The sequence below is a fragment of the Nocardia sp. NPDC050406 genome (assembly GCF_044459025.1).
Lineage (GTDB): Bacteria > Actinomycetota > Actinomycetes > Mycobacteriales > Mycobacteriaceae > Nocardia.
Map to the genome: position 1 here is coordinate 2,755,882 of NZ_JBITIM010000001.1, position 20,957 is coordinate 2,776,838.

Consider the following 20,957-nt stretch of genomic DNA (forward strand, 5'->3'; position numbering starts at 1 on the left):
GGCCGCGATCAGGGTACACCTTCATAGCCAACGTGCATAACCCCAGCGAGGATTGCACTTTATGTCTGTTTTGTGACGCGAGAATCCTTCGCGCACACCAAGATCAACTCGGGTCGATGGCACCGCCGTGATAGCGCGACGCGGCGTTCCAGAGGAAGAAGCTGTCGATGCCCTGATCCCTGGCGGCGTCGATCTGCGCCCGCACCTCGGCATCGCCGTAGTTCACCCCGAGGCTGAAATCCTGGAGCCACGGAATGACTTTCGCGCCGGTGCCCGCGACCTGGCGGTGGAAGTCCGCCAGTGAACGGAAGGTGATGTCGTAGGGCTGGCCATTGGGATTCGCGACACCGTACTCGCCCGAATTCCAGTGCGAGGGATAGAGCATGGGCGCAACGTAGTCCACGTGCGGGGCGATGAGCGGAATGTCCTGCGCGATCTGGTCGGGACGCGTGGAGGCGATACCGAAGACCGCGGCGCTCTGCCCCGCCCCGGCGTCGCGGACGGGACCTCGGCTCTCCCGCAGGAATTCGGCGATGGAGACGCTCGGATCGACCTTCAGTCCGGCGAAGGACATCTGCGAGAGCGGGCCGTCGGGGCGGCGCACGTAGTCGTACATGACCTCGTCGAAGCCCAGCCGCGCGGCCTCGGTGGCGAGATCGATGTTGTAGCGGCGCACCTCGGGTTCGGCGAAATTGGTGAACGCGATGGCCCCGTAGCCGCTGGAATACGGCTGCCCGCCCGGACTTTGAGCCACCCAATGCGGTCGGCCGGTGTGCCAGGCCCACTGCGCCAGCGTCGGGTCACGGAAGGCCACGATCCGGCCGACCACGCGTAATCCCATGTCGTGCAGCGTCTTCAGCGCCGCCGGGGCGTCGTAGATGGGGCTCGCCGCGCCGGACTCGCGGGCATAGGGCACCTGGGAGACGTAGCCGACCACGCCGTCCTCGTCCTTGATATCGAGCTGGACGGTATTGATCCGCCCCTGCCGCGCCAAATCCAGGACGGCTTCGCGTAATCCGTCGTGCGACCACGCGTGCGCGGTGACGTGCACCGCCTTGATACGCGGCTGCTCGACCGACGCGGAGACCACCCGGACCACGGAGTTCCCGGCCTTGTCGGTCGCCATGACGACCGCGCCCGCGGGGACGTGCGCCAGCTCGTGGACGAAGGCGCCGTCCGCGCCGATCTCGATCGGCTTGCCGTCGACGGTGAGCGTCTGCGCGCCGGTCACCGTGCCGCGCAAGGTGACTCGGTCGCGATAGGAGTTCACCTTGTCCAGCGCGGCCAGTTCGAGTGTGAGCGGTCGCGACGACGCCACCGGCTCGGGGTCGTCGGATCCGGACCGTAGAAAACCGACCAGCACCGCGGCGACCACTATCGCCACCACCGCCGCCACCAGCACACGCACCCGCCCCGAGCGCGGACCCCGCTTCAACAACGCACACTCCACTTCTCCCGAATACCCCGACTATCCACCCCCGCCCGCCGTCTCGCGCCATCTTCGCCACTCCGATACCAAATCGATTGCCAGACAGTAGGGTTGGTGGATGGCCGGGAAGACGATCACCGCCCTGCGCCTGGCCGGGGCGGCGCTGACACTGGCCGTGGCCGCGTGCGGGACCCCCGAACAGCAGGTCGCCGAGGTCGCCACCCGCCCCGCGCCGACCACCACGGCCGCGCCCGATCCGGCGAGCGTGGGCGCGAACGAACTCGGACTCGTCCCGGTGCTCATGTACCACCAGATCACGCCGAATCCGGGCGGCGAGTACGACCAGACGCCCGAGGAGTTCCGCGCCGAACTGGAGCGGCTGTACCGGGAGGGCTACCGGCCGATCACGGTGGCCGACTACACGGCACTGCGGGTGGACCTGCCCGCGGGTGCGCACCCGGTGGTGCTCACCTTCGACGATTCGCCCCTCAGTCAGGTCGCGTTCACCGCCGACGGCACTCCGGCCCCCGATACCGCGCTCGGCATTCTGGAGGAATTCCGTTCGCGCTACCCGGATTTCGAGCCGACGGCCACGTTCTTCGTCAACAACGAACCCTTCGGCGGCGACCGGCGGGCACTGCCGTGGCTGGCCGCGCACGGCTACGAGATCGGCGCGCACACCGCCTCGCACGCCAATCTGGCCAGCCTCGACAGCGCCGGTGTGCAGCGGGAACTGGTGCAGAACATTCGCGCCATCACCGCGGAAGTGCCCGGCTACCAGGTCGAGTCGATGGCCTTGCCGCTCGGCGTCTCCCCCGCCGAGCCCGGCCTCGCACAGAGCGGCAGCTGGGACGGCACCTCGTACGCCTTCGGCGCGGTCATGCTGGTCGGCTCCAATCCCGCGCCCTCCCCGTTCGGCACGAAGGATCACGCCGCCATCCCCCGAATCCGTTCCGGCCGAGGCACTGTCGACTTCGACTCGGCCTACTGGCTGGATCGCCTGCCCGAGCAGCGCTTCACCTCCGACGGTGATCCGAACCGAATCTCGTTCCCGCGCGGGCTCGCCGAGCAGATCGCACCGCACTGGGCGTTCCGCGCGAACGCCTACTGAGGAGCGTCTCGGTCGCCCGAGTTGGCAACAGCGGATAGTTACGTTACAGTTCTGTCTTGTAACTGAACTACGCGAAGGAGTCACCATGACCACCCCGAACATCCTGCTCGTCCACGGCGCTTGGGCCGACGGCTCCAGCTGGGGCCCCGTGATCGAGCTGCTGCACCGCGACGGCTTCGAGCGGGTCGTGGCCAGCCAGCTGGGGCTGCGCACCTTCGCCGACGATGTCGCCACGGTGGCACGCGATCTCGCGCTGCTGGACGGACCGACCATCGTGGTCGGGCACTCCTACGGCGGCGCGGTCATCAGCCAGGCCGCCTCGGGGCGCGCGAACGTGACCGGGCTGGTGTACGTCGCGGCGTACGCGCCCAAGGCCGGACAGTCGGCCTTCCAGATCAATCAGGAGTTCGGCATCCCGTCGGCGGGTGCGGGCGATCTGGTGAACATCGGCAGTGAGCAGGCCCCCGACCTGATCGTCGACCGCGCCCGGTTCCACGCCGATTTCGCCGCGGACCTGCCCGCCGCCCAGGGTGCGGTCCTGGCCGCCACCCAGCGGGTCACCTCGGTGCTGGCGCTGGCTGGCGCGGGTGACGCGGTACCCGCCTACGAGGCGCTGCGGGCCAATACCTGGTACCAGATCTCGAGCGAGGACAAGATGATTCACCCCGATCTGGAACGGCAGATGGCCGCCGCCATCACCGACGACGAGCGAATCGTGACGCTGCCGACGAGCCACGCGTCCATGCTCAGCCGCCCGGCCGAGATCGCCGCCCTCATCGCGCGGGCCGCCCGCGGCATCTGAAGGTCCCACACCCGCGTGCCGCCCACCCGCGCCGCGGCGGCACCGCCACGATTAAGGTTCGATCCCATGGCACGCGATACCGCCAACCAGCGTTCGACGGACGGGTCCGGCTCGCGCGGTGGCCGTCCGCGCGACCCCGCCGTCGACGAGGCGATCATCCAGGCCGTCCGCCGCCGACTGGTCAGCGACGGCTACACCCGCATGACCCTCGGCGATATCGCCGCCGACGCCGGGGTCACGCGGCCCACGCTCTACCGCCGATGGCCGGGCAAGCTGGAGCTCGTCATGGACGCGCTCGACTACGGCTTCAGCGCGCAATCCGCCGCCACGCCACCGTTTCCCATCGACGAGCTGTCACCGCGCGAGGCGTTCACCGAGGCGATTCGCCGCGTCGACCCCTGCTATTTCAATCCCGACGCGATCGTGTTGCAGGGCGGCTTCATCGGGGAAACACAGCGCGTCCCAGAACTTTTGGCCATTGTCGTGGAGCGGGCCGTGGAGCCGAGAGTGAGCCAGGTGGAGCGGGTGCTCGAGCAACTCGCGGGGCGCGGCGCGGTGCGGTCGGACCTCGACCATCGCACCATCGCCACCATGGTCTTCGGCAGCTTCTTCGGGGCATTCCTGCGTGGCGACGATTACGAGGCGCGCAAGGAACTGCCCGACAAGCTCACCGCGACGCTGTGGCCCGGCATCACCGCCTGAGCCGGTCAGTCCAGCCAGTCCGGTAGCGGTTCGGTACGGGAAATCCATTCGGCGGGAATGGCTTCCGCACCGAGCCGAGCGGCGAGAATGCCGCCGACAATGGCGCAGGTGGTATCCACATCGCCGCCCGCGGCGGCGGTGAGCCACAGCGCCTCGGCGAAATCATCGGGGTGGTTGGCCGCGATCCAGAGACAGAACGGGACGGTGTCCGGGGCGCTGGCACCGGTGCCATTGCCCAATAGGCGTGTGGCGGTGGGTATATCGGCCGGGTCGGTGAGGCCGCCCGCGCGCACGATGCCCTGGTGGACGACGCCGGGCGGAGTGTGGGCCGCAGCGGATTCGAGCAGATCGGAGCCGCGCGAATCCGGCGACGAGACCGCCAGCGCGGCCGCGAGGGCCACCGCCACGGCTCCCGCCACGCCCTCCGGATGGGTGTGGGTCACCGCCGCCGAGGCGGTGGCCTCGCTGACCACGCGGTCCAGATCGTCGGCGAAGTACGCGCCGAGCGGGGCGACGCGCATGGACGCGCCGTTGCCCCACGAGCCCTGGCCGCTGCGGGTCTGGCGCGAGAGTTCGCGCCAGTCACCGTGATTGTGGCGAATGAGCCGCAGGATGCGGTTGGTGCCCGGGCCGTAGTCGCGGTAGATGTCCCAGTGCGCGGCGAAGGATTCGGCCAGCGCGTCCTGGTCCACATGATGGTGGCGCACCAGGACATCGACGACGGAGCAGGCCATCTCGGTGTCGTCGGTCCAACGCCAGGGTCCCGGCGGCAGCGACCGCGACCGCGCGGCGGGCTGATCCGCGGGATTGGCGAAACACGCGCCGAAGGCGTCGCCGACCGAGAGACCGAGCAGGGCGGCGGCAGCGCGGGCACGGCGATCGGGGGACACACCTCCACTGTGCCAGCACCGTCGCAAGCATGGGTTGCGCAATCGGTAACCAGGAGTACGCTCAGAAATGAGTCCACTCATTGACCGCCGACGCCCTGGAGGGGTTCGATGATCTCATCGCCTCGAGAAGTGCAGGTTGGACGGCGCGTACGCAAGATGCTCGATAAGCAGTCGCGCATCTTCGAGGCGGCAAGCGAATTGTTTGCCGAATACGGGTTCGAAAGTGTGACAACACAGCAGATCTCCGACCGCGCGCAGATCGCGGCCGGGACGCTGTTCCGGTACGCCGCCACCAAAGGCGAACTGCTGCTGATGGTCTACAACGCCGAATTCCTGGCGGCGCTCGAGAACGGTGAGCGCATCTCGCGGCTGCGCGACGATCCGGTGGACGCCGTGGTCGCGCTGGTGGCGCCCACGCTGGAGGCCGCCGCGGACAGTGTCGAGAACACCGTGGCCTATCAGCGCGAACTGCTGTTCGGCCCACCCACCGAGAAGTACCGGGCCGAGGGGCTGGCGCTGGTGGCGCGGCTCGAGGCCGATATCGCCGAGCGGCTCGCGGCGATCGCGCGGGAACGCGGGAGCGGTTCGGACCAGATCGACGAGCGGGCGCGGCTGGCGGGTCGCAGCGTCTTCGCCGTCCTGCACCTGGCGCTGGCGCAACCGAGCACCGACGCCCATCCCGACCATGACCCGGCCGCCGATATGCGCGGCCAGATCGCCCAGATCGTCGCCGGATTCCTCGCCGGGGTCGAGCTCTGACGCGGTCACCGAATCGTCGCGCGGCGCGAACGCGCCTCGCGCAGAAGGGAAAACCATGAGCATCGAGATCAACAAGGTGACGGTCCTCGGCATGGGAGTGCTGGGTTCGCAGATCGCCTTCCAGACCGCGTTCAGCGGCTTCGAGGTCACCGCCTACGACATCAGCGACGAGGCCGTGCGGGCCGGACGCGAACGCTTCGACAAGCTCGCCGCCATCTACGCCAAGGATGTCGCCGGTGCGGGCGACGGCAAGGCGGAGCGCACGGCCGCCGCCATTACGCTCAGTTCCGATCTGGCACAGGCGGTTCGAGACGCCGACCTGGTGATCGAGGCGGTGCCCGAGGTGCTCGCCATCAAGCAGGAGACCTACACCAAGCTGGGCGAATACGCGCCCGAGCGCACCATCTTCGCCACCAATTCCTCCACGCTGCTGCCCAGTGCCATGAAGGACGCCACCGGCCGCCCGGACCGGTTCCTGGCCCTGCACTTCGCGAATCAGGTGTGGCAGTACAACACCGCCGAGATCATGGGCACCCCCGAGACCGATCCGAAGGTGTACCAGGCGGTGGTCGACTTCGCCTCCGCCATCGGCATGGTGCCGATCGAAATCCACAAGGAGAAGGCGGGTTACGTCCTCAACTCGCTGCTGGTGCCGCTGCTCAATGCCGGAATGGCGCTCAGCGCGGGCGGATACGCCGAACCCGAGGCGGTCGACAAGACCTGGCGCATCGCCACCGGCGCGCCCGTGGGGCCGTTCCAGATGCTCGATGTCATCGGGCTCACCACGCCCTACAACATTCTCGCCAACAGCGACGAGAACGGGCAGCGGCTCGCGAAGTGGTTGAAGGACAACTACATCGACAAGGGCAAGCTCGGCATCGCCTCCGGCGAGGGCTTCTACAAGTACTCCTGACAGACATTCCGGCGTAGCAGGTACTTCGCACCACGATAGGGAGGAGTCACATGTTCTACAGCAGCGGCAATTACGAGGCCTTCGCGCGACCGCGGAAACCGGCCGGAGTGGACGACAAGACGGCGTGGTTCGTCGGCGCGGGGCTCGCCTCGATGTCGGGGGCCGCCTTCCTCATTCGCGACGGGCAGCTGCCGGGCAGCAAGATCACCATCCTGGAGGAGCTGAAGCTGCCCGGCGGTGCGCTCGACGGCATCAAGGAACCGAAGAAGGGCTTCGTGATTCGCGGCGGCCGCGAAATGGAGAACCACTTCGAATGCCTGTGGGACCTGTTCCGCTCCATCCCCTCCATCGAGATGGACGATGCCAGCGTGCTCGACGAGTTCTATTGGCTCAACAAGGACGATCCGAACTACTCGCTGCAGCGCGCCACGCTCAACCGCGGTGAGGACGCGCACACCGACGGCCTGTTCACGCTCAACGACAAGGCGCAGAAGGATATCGTGCGGGTCTTCCTCGCCACCCGCGAGGAGATGGAGAACAAGCGCATCGACGAGGTGTTCTCCAAGGACTTCCTGGCGAGCAACTTCTGGCTGTACTGGCGCACCATGTTCGCCTTCGAGGAGTGGCACAGCGCGCTGGAGATGAAGCTGTACCTGCACCGGTTCATCCACCACATCGGTGGCCTGCCGGACTTCTCGGCGCTGAAGTTCACCAAGTACAACCAGTACGAATCGCTGGTGCTGCCGCTGTACAAGTGGCTGCTGGATCAGGGCGTGACCTTCAGGTTCGACACCACGGTCACCGATGTGGACTTCGACATCACCGCCGATCGCAAGCAGGCCAAGCGGATTCACTGGGTGTCGGAGGGCGTCGAGGGCGGCGTGGACCTGGGTCCGAACGATCTGCTGCTGATGACCATCGGCTCGCTGACCGAGAACTCCGACGAGGGCGATCACCACACCCCGGCGAAGCTGAACGAAGGACCCGCCCCGGCGTGGGATCTGTGGCGGCGAATCGCGGCCAAGGACAAGGCTTTCGGGCGGCCGGAGGTGTTCGCGGGCGATATCTCGCGGACCAAGTGGGAGTCGGCCACCGTCACCACGCTGGATCGCCGTATCCCGGAATACATTCAGAAGATCTGTAAGCGAGATCCCTTCAGCGGCAAGGTCGTCACCGGCGGCATCGTCACGGTGAAGGACTCCAAGTGGTTGATGAGCTGGACGGTGAACCGGCAGCCGCACTTCAAGCAGCAGCCCAAGGACCAGATCGTGGTGTGGGTGTACTCGCTGTTCGTGGATGTGCCCGGCGACTACGTGAACAAGCCGATGCAGGAGTGCACGGGCGAGGAGATCACCCAGGAGTGGCTGTACCACCTGGGCGTTCCGGAGGCCGATATTCCCGAGCTCGCCGCCAGCGCCGCCAAGACCGTGCCGTGCATGATGCCGTACGTGACGGCGTTCTTCATGCCGCGCCAGGCCGGTGACCGACCGGAGGTGGTGCCCGAGGGCGCGGTGAACTTCGCCTTCATCGGGCAGTTCGCGGAGACCAGCCGCGACTGCATCTTCACCACCGAGTACTCGGTGCGCACCGGCATGGAGGCGGCCTATCGGCTGCTCGATATCGAGCGCGGGGTGCCGGAGGTCTTCAACTCCACCTATGACGTACGCAGTCTGCTGGCCGCGACCAGTCGACTACGCGACGGCAAGGAGGTGCGCATTCCGGGGCCGGAGCTGATTCGGCGCAAGGTGTTGAACAAGTTGGATGCCACGGAGGTCGGCGTCCTGCTGAAGGAGTTCGACCTCGTCGCCGACGACTGATCCCGGAAGCCCGGTCCCCGCTGGGACCGGGCTTTCTCTCATGGTGCGGCGCTGGAGGTTTCGGCCAGTTCGCGAACACAGACCAGATTGGCCCGCATGTTCTCGCTCCACTCCGCCAGCCGACGCGCGATGATGCGTCCCTCCAGATCGGGTTTGGCGTCGATGGCCAGACTCAACCCCGAGCGGTCCGGACCCATCCGAGCCCACTGCCGCACGATGACGCCCTCGCGCGCCGGTTCGACCTCGAAACCCCAAGTCCCGCTGATGCCCATCGGCCCGCGCACATTCCACACCCAGCGACGGCCGTCCTCGACCTCGACCACCTCGCACACGGTTTCCCACTCACCCATGGCGTCGTGGCGATTGCGGCCCCGGAAACGCGCGCCGACCGCGACCCGGTCGGCCCCGTCGAGCCACTCGACCGATTGCAGCTCGTTCGAGCAGCGGGCGGGCAGGCCGATATCGGTGACCAGCGCCCACGCGGTCGCCGCGTCACACGAGATTCGTTCCGCCACTTCCACGGTCGGATGGTCGCGATAGCGCACAGCAGTCTCCCCTTCGAGCCCTCTATGTTCAGGTAAGCAAACCATAGAACCGGCTCAACGGTTCTGGACGATCTCGGAGGTGCCCATGCGGGTCGGTGTACTGCTCGAACCACGGCTGCCAGGAGCGGTGGATTTCGCCGTCGCCGCCGAGCGGGCCGGGGTGTCGTCGCTGTGGGTCGCCGAGATCTGGAGCTACGACGCGCTCACCGGCCTTGCGTATCTGGCGGCCAAGACCTCCACCGTGCGATTGGGCACCTTCGTCGTGCAATTGGGTTCGCGCACACCGGCTTTGCTCGCGACCAGCGCGCTGAGCCTGCACGAGCTGTCGGGCGGGCGATTCGATCTAGGGATCGGGGTGTCCGGGCCGAGGGTCATGGAGGGCTGGCACGGGGTGCGCTTCCGCAAGCCGGTGCGGGCCACCCGGGAAACCATCGAGATCATTCGCACCGTGAGCAGCGGGCAGCGACTCGAGCACGAAGGCGAGATCTACCCGCTCCCGCTGCCCGACAGCGCCGGACGGGCGTTGCGGCCGCTGGTGCGACCGGCGCACGTACCGGTCTACATCGCGGCCATGGGTCCACAAAACCTGCGCCTGACCGGGGAAATGGCCGACGGATGGCTGGGCAACGCCTTCATCCCGGAGGCCGCCGAGGTGTTCTTGGGACCATTACGCGAGGGCGCGGAGAAGGCCGGGCGGGCACTGTCCGATATCGACCTGGTCGCACCGGTGGCGGTCGAGTTCACCTCCGGCCCCGAGGAGACGGCCGCGACCGTCCGCAAACACGCCGAGGGCTACGCCTTCACCATCGGCGCGATGGGCGTCAACGGACGCAACTTCTACAACGAGGCCTTCACCCGACTCGGCTTCGGCGCGGCGGTCGAGGAGGTCGCCACGCTGTGGCAGAGCGGAGACAAGGCGGCCGCGCGGCGCGCCGTACCCGACGACCTGGGTCGCCTCACCAACCTCATCGGGACCGCCGAGGAGATCGGCGAGCGAGTGCGACGCTACCGCGAGGCCGGAATCTCCACGCTGCTGGTCAAACTCGACGGCCCCTACGACGAACAGCTCACCACGCTACGTCGACTCATCGAGATGGTCGACGAGTAACTACTCGTCCGAACCCGCTGCCGCCCAAGCGAACTCGAACTCGTCCCGACTGATGGTGCGGCGCACCAGATCCGGGTCGTAGAGATCCACGGGCGGATTGCGGGGCCATTCGTCGGCCTCACTGCGCAATACCGTGCCGTCGCCGGCGATGGCGACCTCGCGTAGTCGATGACCGTTCGGCCCGAGCTCCATCAACGATACGAACGCGCCCTCGTTGTGCCGCACATGCACGACACCACGGCCGACGAGCGCCCCGAAACCCGGACGGGCACGCTGGGCGCGCCGCTGATCACGCAGATCCCGCAACCCCGGCGGGAGGTCCTCCGCGTCCACGGACGCCTCGTCCAAGGACAGATGTCGCGCCTGCTCGAGCAGATCCTCGTCCTCCACCACCTCGACCTCCGCGAAGGTCTCCAGCACCTCTTGCGCCGACTCCGCCACTACCCACCACCATGCACGACTGACGCCGTAGTCGTGCAGAACGAGAAACCGCTTCACCCGTCCATCTTCAACCCCGAATCGGGTGGGTTGTCGAATTTGCGGGTGGCACAGGTGTGACAGGGCTACTTGCCGTGGGCACGCAGCTGGTAGAGCCCCTCGGTCTCGGCCACCACCACACCGTTGGTGTCGGTGACCACGGCCTTCAACGTGAAGTCGGATTTGCCATTGGCGGCGGCCTCGGCGGTGATGCGGGCGATCTCCTCGTCGGAGAGCGTGGCCTCGGCGCGGACATCGGTCTTGGCGGGCTTGCGGAAGAAGATCTGCAAGTCCTTGACCAGCGGGTAGTAGGCCGAATTGTCGAAACTGGCGATGGCGATGGCGCCGCCCAGGATTTCGGCGACGGTGAAGAGGACCCCGGCGTAGATGACGCCGAAGTGATTGCCATTGCCCTCGGCCGGGACCGTGGTGGCGGCGAAGCCCGGACGGACCTCGAGCGCTCGGACGCCCATGCGGTGGGCCGGGGGAATGGTGAATTCCAGTGCGCCGTTGACGATCTCGGCTAGCGGCGGGGTGTTGGTTTCGACTTCGCTGTCGGTCATGGGGGAAGGGTAGCGGAGGCGGCCGGGGTGGCGGTCGAGGGTTTCGGTCAGGTTTGTGGCCGGTTGTCGGGGTTCGAGGCATTGGATTCGAAGAGATAAAGCATGGAAGATTTGAAGATTTCGATATCAGATTACTTTTCTGTTCTACCGCAAGACATTTCGCGATAAAATAGAAACATGAATTCGGGCGGGGAACTCAACGAGAAAGGCGTGGTCGCCACACTGGCGAACCTCGACGTCCTTCTCGATTCTCTGCTCGACAATTCCTGCACATCTTTGTCCGATGACGAGTTCATCGACCACATGCGTGAATTCGAAGCCTTCGCCCGCAAAGTCGCCGTCGTACAACACCGCTTCGCGCAAGCGGTCGCCGACCGCGGCCTCGCCCAGCGGTACGGGTTCAGCCCCACCGCGGGAGTGCGCAGCTTCCTCGTGGAGACGTTGAACCTCTCCAAAGGGGACGCGGCGGCGCGCGCGAATGCGGCCGAGCATCTCGATGATCGTCGGTTCAGCCCGAACGGCTACCTGCCGCCCGCGCTGCCGCTCACCGCGGCCGCGCAAGCCGCGGGCGAAGTCTCCACCGACCACGTTCGGGTGATCATCTCGGTCATGGATCGCATCCCAACCAGCGTCGAACAGCAGTCACGGACCGAGGCCGAAGAGCGGCTGGTCGAATCCGCCCGCGTGTGCACACCCGACGGACTCAAGAAGGTCGGCGCGCGCATCCTCGCCTTTCTGGACCCGGACGGGAAGTTGACGTCGGACCGGGATCGGGCGCGGATGCGGTCGCTGGTGCGCAGCACCCAACGCATCGACGGGATGATCGAATTCAAGGGCCTGTTCAACCCCGAGGCCACCGCGTTTCTCGACACCATGCTCGCCAAGTGGGCACGCCCGGGGATGTGCAATCCCGAGGACCCCGACAGTCCGATGGTCGCCGATCCCGATGGGGACGACCGCGGCCTCGTCGAGGCGGCCGCCGCGCGCGACACGCGCAGCCAGGCGCAGCGCAATCACGACGCGCTGCTCGCCTACCTCAAGCACGGCGGCCCACAGAAACTCGGCGACCATCGCGGCATCCCCGTCAGTGTCGTGCTGACGATGACCGTCGAGGACGTCGAGAAGGCGTCGGGCTGCGCGACCACCGCGACCGGCGGCACGGTGCCGATGAAGACCGCTTTGGAGATGGCCGAGGGCAGCATTCCGACGCTGATGGTGTTCGACCACACCCAGAACAAGCCCTTGCATCTCGCCCCTGGTGTGCGCCTGGCGAACAAGTGGCAGCGCCTCGCCCGGATCGCGACCGATCGCGGCTGCACGCGTCCGGGGTGTTCGGCTCCGGCGACGATGTGCCAGATGCACCACGTCCTCGGCTTCGCTCAGGGCGGGTTGACTCACATCGAGAACCTGACGCTCGCCTGCGATCAATGCCACGCAAGAATCACCGGCACACAGTCGGGGTGGGAAACCGAAGTCCTCGACGGCAATTCGGACCATCCGGGCAGAGTCGGGTGGCGAGCACCCGCGCATGTAGACCCGGTCGGTCTACTCGAGGTCAACCATGTGCATCATCCCGACGAGGTCCTGTATCAGGCTGACGTCCGCATCGAGGCACGCCGCCAACACGAATCACGCCCCGACACAGCAAGACCCACCTCACCCGAACCCCCGTGGTGACAATCCCGGGCGGAGGCCCCGCCGCGCCACAACCCCCGGTGTATCCGTCAGTGAATAGTCTCTAAAACAGCATTAGTGCAGTCCGCAGGCTGGAATCGCAGCCCACGGCACCCAATGTCGCGTCAGCTAAAGTCAGGAAAGTCACCCAACGCAACCACACTTCATGCTTTTAATCTTTTGATCTTTCCACCCCAACCAACAACCCGGTTAGATACACACCCACCACCCTGTATCATATTCCCGGTGAACCCTCGACCACCCTCTCCCCGCTCCCCCGGCCGCCCAGCCTCAGCGACCAAACAAGAGGTAGTCGAACTCGCCCGCCACGCCTTCCTCAACGGCGACCGTGTAGACGTCCAGTCCATCGCCGCCACCCTCGGCCTCAGCCGAGCCTCCATCTACCGCTGGTTCGGCTCCCGAGACGGCCTCCTAGGCGCAGTCCTGGCCAGCGAACTGGAACACCTCCTCACCCTCGCCGACTCTCGCCGCAAATCCACCGGCGTCCACCGCATCCTGGAAGTCCTGGACCGCACCAGCCACTGGCTCGCCGCCAGCGAACCCCTACGGCTGTATCTGGAGAACGAACGCCTGGTCGGCCTGCGAGTGCTGACCGCGAGCGACGGACCGGTGCAGCCCAAAGCCGTTGCGGCGGTAGAGGAACTCATCGCGAGAACCGAAGCCGAGGACGGATACCAGGCTTCCCTCGATCGGCCACTACTCGCCTACACCCTCGTCCGCCTCCTGGAAGCCTTCCTCTACAGCGACAATGCCGCTGGCATTCGCGGCGACGTGGACCGACTGCGTCAGGTACAGGCCGCCCTGCTGGGCATTCCGGAGTAGCGGCACCGAGAGCCCCACTCGCCGTAGACTCGCGGAAAACGCCGGTCGGTAGCACGAACGGGGGGACGTTGTTCAAATCCGGATTCTCGGCAGTGTTGTTGGGCGTCGCGCTGGTATCCACCGCCTGCGGGGACGACGCCGGTTCCACGACGACGGCATCCTCGACACCGGCCGCCGCTCCCGGCGCGTTTCTCGGCGAATGCGGTGGCGCGTCCGACGACGATATTCGCGGCATCACCGGGTTCGACACCGTGAACGCCGTCGCACGCAATGGCATCAAATGCGTGTGGGAATCGTCGAGCGGCGACCGGCAGGTCATGTTCACCTGGTTTCGCGGCAGCCCCATCGAGCGGGAACGCACCATCGCGACCGTGAAGGGTAAGCAGGTCACCGATATCGAGGTGTCCGGGTTTCACGGTTTCACCGCCAATGCCGCCGAACTGTGCCAGGTGGCGATTCAAGACGGCGCGGACTTCTTCCACTGGATGGTCTACGGCCCCAATGTGCAGCCCTGCGACATGCTGCGCACCTTGGCCCAGCTCACCTTGGACCGGAGGGGGAAATGAGCGTATCGCGCCTTCTCACAGCGGTTTTCACGCTGGGCATCCTCGGCGCGTCGACCGCGTGCACCACCCCGGATCTCCCCCACGCCGCCGCACAGCAGCACTTCGACAAGCTGCTACGTGAGTGCGAGGCGGTTCCCGACGACGTCATTGTCGAGACCGTCGGCGGCTCCGGCTGGCCGAACCAGTATTTCCATGGGGCCGTGTGCATGTGGCGGATGAACGGCCCGACCGGCGATATCGATGTGACGTTCGGGTGGTTCGAGAACGGCTCCGTGCGCGCCGAGGAGAAGACCGCTCGCACACTCGGATACGAGATCGCCGTCACGACGGTCGAAGGCACCACCGGTTTTTCGCAGCGCCGCCCCGGCACTCCCCCGACCTGCGCGGTGACAGCGCCGTATTCGGGCGTCATCACCTGGTGGGTCCAGGGCGGTTCCGCCGATTCCTGCGAAACCGCCCGGCGACTCATGGAATCGACCCTGCAACGCAATGTTTGACGCGACCGAACCGTCTAACTCAACCAGGCTCCGATGGCGAGGAAGCCACAGATCAGCACGAACAGAATGCCCATGAGCGGCGCGATGAATTTGACGTAGCGGTCGTAGCGGACCTTCGCCAAGGCGATACCGCCGGTGACCACCGCCGTGGTCGGCGTGACCAGGTTGGCCCAGCCCGACGCGGACTGCCAGGCCGTAACCACCAGGGAGCGCGGCACATTCGCGAAATCGGCGAGCGGAGCCATGATCGGCATGGCGAGGGTGGCGTGACCCGACGTGGACGGGATGAGGAACGCCAGCGGCACGTTCACCAGGAAGACCGCCACCGCGAAGACCGCCGACGACGTACCCGTGACCACGCCTTCGAGAGCATGCAGCACCGTACTGGTGATCTGGGTGTTGTTCATGATCACCGTGACGCCGCGGGCCAAGACGATCACGATCCCCGCCCCCACGAAATCGCCGAAGCCCTTGCCCATGGCCTCGGCCATCTTGCCTTCACCCAGGCCGCCGACCAGACCGATCACCACCGCACCCACCAGAAACAATGCGGTGAGTTCCGGGAAATACCAACCCAATTCCCATTTGAACGGCGTCGAGCCCGGACCGTTGACGACCTCGGCCCACGGAATGATGGAGAAGATCATGAAGGCGAAGGTCAGCCCCACCAGCCACAGCACCGTCGCCTGACGACGTGTCATCGGCTCCGGTTCGTGGTCTTCGGCTTTCACGTCCCGGTCCCCGGGTTGCCAACCGGACCACGACTTCTCGGGGTCGTTCTTGACGCGGCGCGCGTACCACAGCACATAGGCGATGGTCACCGCCGTGAGCACCACCAGCATGACCAGGCGCAGCACGATGCCGTCACCGATGGGGATATCCGCCGCCGACGACGCGGTACCGGTGGCGAACGGATTGACCGTCGAGCACAGCACGCCGATACCCGCCCCGGCGATGATCGCGCCGACCGCGGTCATGCGGTCGTATCCGAGCGCGAGGGTCAAGGGCACCAACAGGGCGTAGAAACCCAGTGTCTCCTCGGCGAACCCCTCGACGGTACCCGCGACGGCGAACACCACCATGATGCCGACGATGAGCAGAAAGGAGTTGCCGCGCAACCGAAACGCGAGACGCCCGATACCGCTGTCGAGCGCACCGGTGGCGAAGGCGACGGTGATGAACGCGCCCACGGCGAGGACGAAGAGGAAGACCGCGGCCGCGCCATACAAGGAACCCGACATATCCGGCGCGACCTGGCCGGTCTTGTCGTCCTGAATGCCGTAGAGGCCGTTGATCGGCGCGAGGAACAGATCGCGGACGCGATCACCGAAGCTCTGGGTCTCGTCGATGCGGTGATAGGTCCCGGCGACCGGGCGGCCCTTGTCGTCGTGCTCGTAGGTGCCCGCCGGAATGACGAAGGCCGCCAACCACACCAGCAGGGTGACCCCCGCCAGAATGGTGTAGGTCGACGGGAAGGTCCACTTGCGCTGGCGCTGCGCCGTCGTCGTCTCGCTCACCGGCGCTTCCTGTCGGCGAACAGGCGCAGGAACTCCGCCTCGGCGAGAACGACATTGCGCAGCTCGCTCAAGAGCACGCGCTCGTTGAAGCCGTGCATGGAGCACTTCGAATCCTCGGCGCCGATCATGAGCACCTCGGCGTTCGGGTTGGCCTGCGCCATGGAGTTGGTGAGGGGAATGGAACCGCCCATGGCCGAGTCGACAGCCGCTGTGCCCCAAGCCTTCCGCATGGCCTCGCGCATGGCCGAGTACGCCGGGCCATCGGTGCCCGCCGCGAACCCGGAGCCGACATCGCCTGCCGTGACGGTCAATTCGATCCCGTAGGGCTTCACCTTGCGCAGATGCTCGATCACCGCCGCCTGCCCCTCCGCCGGATCCTGCTCGGGATGCACGCGCACATTGAGATACGCCTTGGCGTACGGAACCACCGCGGAGGCAGCGGTTTTCACCGGTGGCGCGTCGAGCCCGATCACGGTGATGGCGGGGCCGTACCAGATGCGCTCGCCGATGGGGCCGGTGCCCAGCAGCGGCATTCCCGGTGCCATACCGGTGATTTCGGCGAATTCCTCGTCGGTGTAGTTCGCACCCGTCCAGGTGTCGCGGCGCAGACCCGGCACCGCCACATTGCCGTCGGCGTCGTGCAGGGTCGCCAATCCGGCCATGAGCGCCAACAGCGCATCCGGCGCGGCACCGCCGAACTGCCCGGAGTGCACGGGCGCGGCCAGCGTGCGCACCTCGACGAAGACGTCGGCGACACCCCGCAGCGCGGTCACCAGCGTCGGCGTGCCCGCCCGCAGATTGCCCGCATCGCAGATGAGCAGCGCGTCGGCCTGGAACAGCTCCGGCTTCTCGGCCGGATAGTCGTCGAAGGCCGAACCGTACTCCTCCTGCCCCTCGATCACGATGGTCACGCCGACCGGCGGCTTGCCGCCGTGCGCCCGCAAGGCTCCGATATGGGCGATCACATTGGCCTTGCAGTCGGCGGCCCCGCGACCGTAGATCGCGCCGTCCTTCTCGGTCGGCGTGAACGGCGGTGTGTGCCAGAGGCTTTCGTCGCCGGGCGGCTGCACGTCGTAGTGCCCGTACAGCAGCACGGTGGGCGCACCCGGCGGCGCGGGGATGCGGCCGTAGACCACCGGCGCGGTATCCGGCAGGTCCAATACCTGGATGTCCTCGACCCCGGCGGCGCGCAACTCCTCGGCAACGAAGTCGTGCGCGCGCCGCACATTCTCCTTGGGATAGTCCGGGAAGGCGATGGACGGAATGGTCACCAGCTGTTCGAGCTTGCCCTTCAGCTCGGGCATCAGGGCGTCGACAGTTGCGCTGAGATCGTCGCTAGGCGTCACGATCATTCATCGAACCACCACGAATGCCGAAAACAGCTAATATCCGGCGTGTCTCCATGCCCCGAGATCCCGTGCCTGGCGCCGCGCCAGCGAACCGGCAGACTGGTAGCGGCAACGGACAACCAACACGAAGGAGACATCCGTGCGCTTCGGCATCTTCGTCCCCCAGGGCTGGCGGCTCGATCTGGTCGGCATCGACCCGGCGGCGCAGTGGACAGTGATGCGCGATCTGGCGCAGCGCTTCGACGCCGTGGACGCCTGGGAGTCGCTGTGGGTCTACGACCACTTCCACACCGTGCCGGTGCCAACCGAGGAGGCCACACACGAGGCGTGGACGCTCATGTCGGCCTTCGCCGCCTCCACCTCCCGGATTCGCCTCGGCCAGATGTGCACCGCCATGAGCTACCGCAATCCGGCCTACCTGGCCAAGGTGGCCGCGACCGTGGACCACATCTCGAACGGCCGCGTGGAGATGGGTATCGGCGCGGGCTGGTACGAGCACGAGTGGCGCGCCTACGGCTACGGTTTCCCGCCCGCCCGCGAGCGGCTGGCCCGGCTGCGCGAGGGCGTGGAGATCTTCCGGCAGGCGTGGACCACCGGCTCGGCCACCCTCGACGGTAAGCACTACCAGGTGAACGGCGCGATCGTGCGGCCACTTCCGGTGCAGGAGGGTGGTATTCCGATCTGGGTCGCGGGCGGCGGCGAGAAGGTGACGCTGCGGATCGCGGCACAGTACGCGCGGTACACCAATTTCGTGGGTGAGCCGGAGGAGTTCGCGCACAAGTCGGAGCTGCTGCGCGGGCACTGCGCGGAGCTGGGCACCGATTTCGACGCCATCACCCGCTCCTCGAATTTCAACGCGGCCGTGGGCGCGACCGAGGCCGAGGTCGCGGAGCGGCTGGAGGCGCTCATCGCGCGCTACACCCCGTTCCTCGGCGCGGACGAGGCGCGGCGACAGGTCACCGACTGGTTCGCCACCAGCGCCGCGGTCGGCACGCCGGAGCAGATTGTCGAAAGGCTGTCCAAGGTCAAGGATCTCGGCCTCGGCTACGGCATCTTCAACTTCCCCGAGGCGGCCTACGACACCTCCGGTATCGAGCTGTTCGAACGCGAAGTCATCCCGGCGCTGCGCTGATCCGTGAGCAGAGTGGTGCACAGACTCTTCGCCGTACTCGCGATACTGCTGGTCTCGGTGCTGCCGTCGTCCCTCGCGGCGGCGGCACCCGGCGATATCGATACCTCGGCCGTCGACAGATTCATGGCGGATTACCTGGCGCGCACCGGATTACCCGGTGCGTCCGTCGCCATCACCCACGGGACCCGGGTGGTCCACGTCGCGGGCTACGGGCACGATTCCACCGGGGCCGCCATGACGGCCGACACCCGTATGCCGGTGGCCTCGGTGAGCAAATCCTTTGTGGCACTGGCCGTCATGCAACTGGTCGAGGCGGGCCGCGTCGACCTCGACGCACCCGTGCGGCAGTACCTGCCGGACTTTCGGATGGCCGACTCCCGCGCCGAACGAATCACCGTGCGGCAGTTGCTGAATCAGACCTCCGGCATGTCCGACGGGGCCTTCCCCGATCTGCGCCGTCCGCAGGCGCGGTCGCTGACCGAGGCCGTCGAGCGGCTGCGCGACGCCGAACTCGCCGACGACCCGGGCACCGACTACCACTATCACAATCCGAATTTCCAGGTCGCCGCCCGCATCGTGGAGGTGGTGTCCGGCCAGCCGTTCGCGGACTACCTGCGCGAGAAGATCTTCGCGCCGACCGGTATGACCCACAGCGACACCATCGACAATCCACGGCAGGCGCTCGATGTGCCGCGCGGCCACATCCGCCTCTACGGCATCGCGATACCGGTCGACGAGCTGGACTGGTTCGTCGGCGGCAGCCACGGAATCATCACCACCGCAACCGATCTGGCGCGATGGCTGATCGTGCAGAACAATGCGGGCCGCACCGCCGACGGGCAGCGACTCGTCTCCGACGCGGCGATCGACCTCATGCACGCACCGTCGGCCGTCGACTCCTACGGCATGGGGTGGAAGCACGACGCCGAGGACGACTCCCGGGTCTTCCACAATGGTTCCTGGTTCAGCTACACCGCCGAACAGGTGCTGCTGCCCGAGACCGGATACGGCATCGCGGTCATGGCGAATATGGGAATGGCGCTCGAGGACGATCCGGACCTCATCGCCAATGGGCTGATCGATATCACCCGGGGTCTGACGCCACGGATAGAACGGCCGAGCGGAATCTACGCGGATTGGGCCCTCGGGGTCGCCACGCTCGGCGTACTCGTCGCCGCCGTCCTGCTCGTACGCCGTTCGCACCGCTGGGCCGCGGCGCAGGCGGGCCGCTCGCCCTGGCTGATAGCGCTGCGACAGCTGCCGTATCTGGCAGCCGTCCCAGCGCTGCTCCTGCTCCCCGATATCGCCGGGTTCGTCTTCGCGGGTCGCGCGGGCGGATACCGGCATGTGCTCTACGTCTTCCCGGCCGTGCTGATCTTCCTGGCCGTGGCCGCACTCGCCGGGCTCGCCATGGTCGGCGTCCGCACCGCGCGGCTGCGTCAGTCCTTGCGCGCCACGCCGCCATAGGCCCCGGACCGCTCCGGGAATTCGCCCACATCGGCCGGATTCTCCGGACGCCACAGCGGCAGCGGCACCAGGCCGGGTTCGAGCAGCGTCCAGTCCCCGAAGTACGCGGCGATCTCGTCCTTGGTGCGCAGCGAGATCTCGGTGGAGGTGCGGCCGGAGAGCTTCTGGCCCTCCAGCACCTCCTCCGGCTGGCCGTCGGCGGTGGCATGGGTGATGGCCACATAGCTGCCGGGCACGCACTTCTCCAGCAGCCGCGCCACGGCCCCCGCCGGGTCGGCCTCGTCCGGCACGAAGTGCAGCACGCCCAGCAGCAGCACCGCCACCGGCTGGGAGAAGTCGATGAGTTCGGAGACCACCGGGTCGGCCAGGATCGTCCCCGGATCGGCGACATCGGCCTGAATCACCGAGGCGGTCGGGTTGTCGGCCAGAATGGCGATGCTGTGCGCCACCGCCACCGGGTCGATATCGACGTAAACCACACGGGCGGCGGGATTCCGGTGCTGGGCGACCTCGTGGACATTGCCCACCGTCGGAATGCCGGAGCCGAGGTCGATGAATTGAGTGATGCCCTGATCCACCAGGAAGCGCACGCAGCGGCGCAGCAGATCGCGATTGGCGCGCATGGTCTCGGCGATATTGGGGGTGAAGGCCTCGATCTGGCGCGCCAATTCGCGGTCGATCTCGAAATTGTGCATTCCACCGACGAAATAGTCGTAGACCCGGGACGCACTGGGGCGATCCAGATCGATCCCTTCGGGAGCCCAACTCGGTCTGGTCATCGCGAACCCTTCTCATC

At 66.9% G+C, this 20,957-nt stretch carries 21 protein-coding genes; 13 read left to right on the forward strand and 8 right to left on the reverse strand.

Features of this window, described 5'->3' with window-relative positions; translation table 11 throughout:
* Window positions 1-103 precede the first annotated feature (103 nt).
* Window positions 104-1,438 (reverse strand): putative glycoside hydrolase, encoded by a 1,335-nt coding sequence (locus tag ACIBH2_RS12935; RefSeq protein ID WP_397116503.1) that lies wholly within the window; start codon window positions 1,436-1,438, stop codon window positions 104-106.
* 109 nt (window positions 1,439-1,547) lie between these two features.
* Between ACIBH2_RS12935 and ACIBH2_RS12940 the strand changes: the two genes are divergently transcribed.
* The 3 genes from ACIBH2_RS12940 (at window position 1,548) to ACIBH2_RS12950 (ending at window position 4,044) form a co-directional block, all read left to right on the forward strand.
* Entirely contained in the window at window positions 1,548-2,540 is a 993-nt protein-coding gene (locus ACIBH2_RS12940; RefSeq protein ID WP_397116505.1) for a polysaccharide deacetylase family protein, read from the forward strand.
* 85 nt (window positions 2,541-2,625) lie between these two features.
* Window positions 2,626-3,342, forward strand: coding sequence for an alpha/beta fold hydrolase (locus ACIBH2_RS12945; protein ID WP_397116507.1), 717 nt, complete (start codon window positions 2,626-2,628; stop codon window positions 3,340-3,342).
* Window positions 3,343-3,408: 66 nt separating this feature from the next.
* The gene (locus tag ACIBH2_RS12950; RefSeq protein WP_397116509.1) at window positions 3,409-4,044 is read left to right on the forward strand and encodes a TetR/AcrR family transcriptional regulator; all 636 of its coding nucleotides are present in this window, start codon (window positions 3,409-3,411) and stop codon (window positions 4,042-4,044) included.
* Window positions 4,045-4,049: 5 nt separating this feature from the next.
* Here ACIBH2_RS12950 and ACIBH2_RS12955 read toward each other — a convergent pair whose 3' ends face one another.
* Complete coding sequence (locus ACIBH2_RS12955) at window positions 4,050-4,934, reverse strand: ADP-ribosylglycohydrolase family protein (protein ID WP_397116511.1); 885 nt, start codon at window positions 4,932-4,934, stop codon at window positions 4,050-4,052.
* Between the two features lie 156 nt (window positions 4,935-5,090).
* On the opposite strand from ACIBH2_RS12955, the gene ACIBH2_RS12960 reads away from it, so the two are divergent.
* The 3 genes from ACIBH2_RS12960 to ACIBH2_RS12970 are packed head-to-tail and all read left to right on the forward strand — an operon-like array spanning window position 5,091 to window position 8,423.
* Complete coding sequence (locus tag ACIBH2_RS12960) at window positions 5,091-5,693, forward strand: TetR/AcrR family transcriptional regulator (RefSeq protein WP_397116513.1); 603 nt, start codon at window positions 5,091-5,093, stop codon at window positions 5,691-5,693.
* A 55-nt stretch (window positions 5,694-5,748) separates the two neighbouring features.
* Window positions 5,749-6,606: a 3-hydroxyacyl-CoA dehydrogenase gene (locus ACIBH2_RS12965; protein WP_397116515.1), complete on the forward strand. Its 858-nt coding sequence runs from the start codon at window positions 5,749-5,751 to the stop codon at window positions 6,604-6,606.
* A 50-nt stretch (window positions 6,607-6,656) separates the two neighbouring features.
* On the forward strand, window positions 6,657-8,423 hold the full coding sequence (locus ACIBH2_RS12970; RefSeq protein WP_397116517.1) for an oleate hydratase: 1,767 nt from the start codon (window positions 6,657-6,659) through the stop codon (window positions 8,421-8,423).
* Between the two features lie 38 nt (window positions 8,424-8,461).
* Here ACIBH2_RS12970 and ACIBH2_RS12975 read toward each other — a convergent pair whose 3' ends face one another.
* Window positions 8,462-8,968, reverse strand: a complete 507-nt coding sequence (locus ACIBH2_RS12975) for an SRPBCC family protein (protein WP_397116519.1) — start codon at window positions 8,966-8,968, stop codon at window positions 8,462-8,464.
* Window positions 8,969-9,053: 85 nt separating this feature from the next.
* Between ACIBH2_RS12975 and ACIBH2_RS12980 the strand changes: the two genes are divergently transcribed.
* Window positions 9,054-10,076: an LLM class flavin-dependent oxidoreductase gene (locus tag ACIBH2_RS12980; protein WP_397116521.1), complete on the forward strand. Its 1,023-nt coding sequence runs from the start codon at window positions 9,054-9,056 to the stop codon at window positions 10,074-10,076.
* On the opposite strand, the gene ACIBH2_RS12985 is transcribed toward ACIBH2_RS12980, so the two are convergent.
* Together ACIBH2_RS12985 and ACIBH2_RS12990 are read right to left on the reverse strand one after the other, a co-directional pair.
* A complete protein-coding gene (locus ACIBH2_RS12985; RefSeq protein ID WP_397116523.1) occupies window positions 10,077-10,574 on the reverse strand; it encodes a hypothetical protein in 498 nt (165 codons plus the stop codon).
* Between the two features lie 65 nt (window positions 10,575-10,639).
* A complete protein-coding gene (locus tag ACIBH2_RS12990; RefSeq protein WP_397116525.1) occupies window positions 10,640-11,116 on the reverse strand; it encodes a YiiD C-terminal domain-containing protein in 477 nt (158 codons plus the stop codon).
* Window positions 11,117-11,293: 177 nt separating this feature from the next.
* Between ACIBH2_RS12990 and ACIBH2_RS12995 the strand changes: the two genes are divergently transcribed.
* The 4 genes from ACIBH2_RS12995 (at window position 11,294) to ACIBH2_RS13010 (ending at window position 14,696) form a co-directional block, all read left to right on the forward strand.
* Window positions 11,294-12,793, forward strand: coding sequence for a DUF222 domain-containing protein (locus ACIBH2_RS12995; RefSeq protein ID WP_397116527.1), 1,500 nt, complete (start codon window positions 11,294-11,296; stop codon window positions 12,791-12,793).
* Window positions 12,794-13,036: 243 nt separating this feature from the next.
* Window positions 13,037-13,633: a QsdR family transcriptional regulator gene (locus ACIBH2_RS13000; RefSeq protein WP_397116529.1), complete on the forward strand. Its 597-nt coding sequence runs from the start codon at window positions 13,037-13,039 to the stop codon at window positions 13,631-13,633.
* A gap of 92 nt (window positions 13,634-13,725) precedes the next feature.
* Complete coding sequence (locus tag ACIBH2_RS13005; protein ID WP_397116531.1) at window positions 13,726-14,199, forward strand: DUF3558 domain-containing protein; 474 nt, start codon at window positions 13,726-13,728, stop codon at window positions 14,197-14,199.
* Window positions 14,196-14,696, forward strand: coding sequence for a DUF3558 domain-containing protein (locus tag ACIBH2_RS13010; protein ID WP_397116533.1), 501 nt, complete (start codon window positions 14,196-14,198; stop codon window positions 14,694-14,696). The genes ACIBH2_RS13005 and ACIBH2_RS13010 overlap by 4 nt, the downstream gene beginning before the upstream one ends.
* A 14-nt stretch (window positions 14,697-14,710) precedes the next feature.
* Here the strand turns inward: ACIBH2_RS13010 and ACIBH2_RS13015 are convergent, their stop codons facing one another.
* Window positions 14,711-16,213, reverse strand: a complete 1,503-nt coding sequence (locus ACIBH2_RS13015; protein WP_397116535.1) for a YfcC family protein — start codon at window positions 16,211-16,213, stop codon at window positions 14,711-14,713.
* Window positions 16,210-17,565, reverse strand: coding sequence for a M20/M25/M40 family metallo-hydrolase (locus ACIBH2_RS13020; protein ID WP_397116537.1), 1,356 nt, complete (start codon window positions 17,563-17,565; stop codon window positions 16,210-16,212). Before ACIBH2_RS13020 ends, ACIBH2_RS13015 begins: the two co-directional genes overlap by 4 nt.
* 136 nt (window positions 17,566-17,701) lie before the next feature.
* Between ACIBH2_RS13020 and ACIBH2_RS13025 the strand changes: the two genes are divergently transcribed.
* Together ACIBH2_RS13025 and ACIBH2_RS13030 are read left to right on the forward strand one after the other, a co-directional pair.
* A complete protein-coding gene (locus tag ACIBH2_RS13025) occupies window positions 17,702-18,694 on the forward strand; it encodes an LLM class F420-dependent oxidoreductase (protein ID WP_397116539.1) in 993 nt (330 codons plus the stop codon).
* Window positions 18,695-18,709: 15 nt separating this feature from the next.
* Window positions 18,710-20,161 carry a serine hydrolase domain-containing protein gene (locus tag ACIBH2_RS13030; RefSeq protein WP_397116541.1) on the forward strand — a complete coding sequence of 484 codons (1,452 nt, stop codon included), beginning with the start codon at window positions 18,710-18,712 and terminating at the stop codon, window positions 20,159-20,161.
* On the opposite strand, the gene ACIBH2_RS13035 is transcribed toward ACIBH2_RS13030, so the two are convergent.
* The gene (locus ACIBH2_RS13035; protein ID WP_397116543.1) at window positions 20,134-20,940 is read right to left on the reverse strand and encodes an SAM-dependent methyltransferase; all 807 of its coding nucleotides are present in this window, start codon (window positions 20,938-20,940) and stop codon (window positions 20,134-20,136) included. The two genes, ACIBH2_RS13030 and ACIBH2_RS13035, sit on opposite strands and share 28 nt — an antisense overlap.
* Window positions 20,941-20,957: the final 17 nt, after the last annotated feature.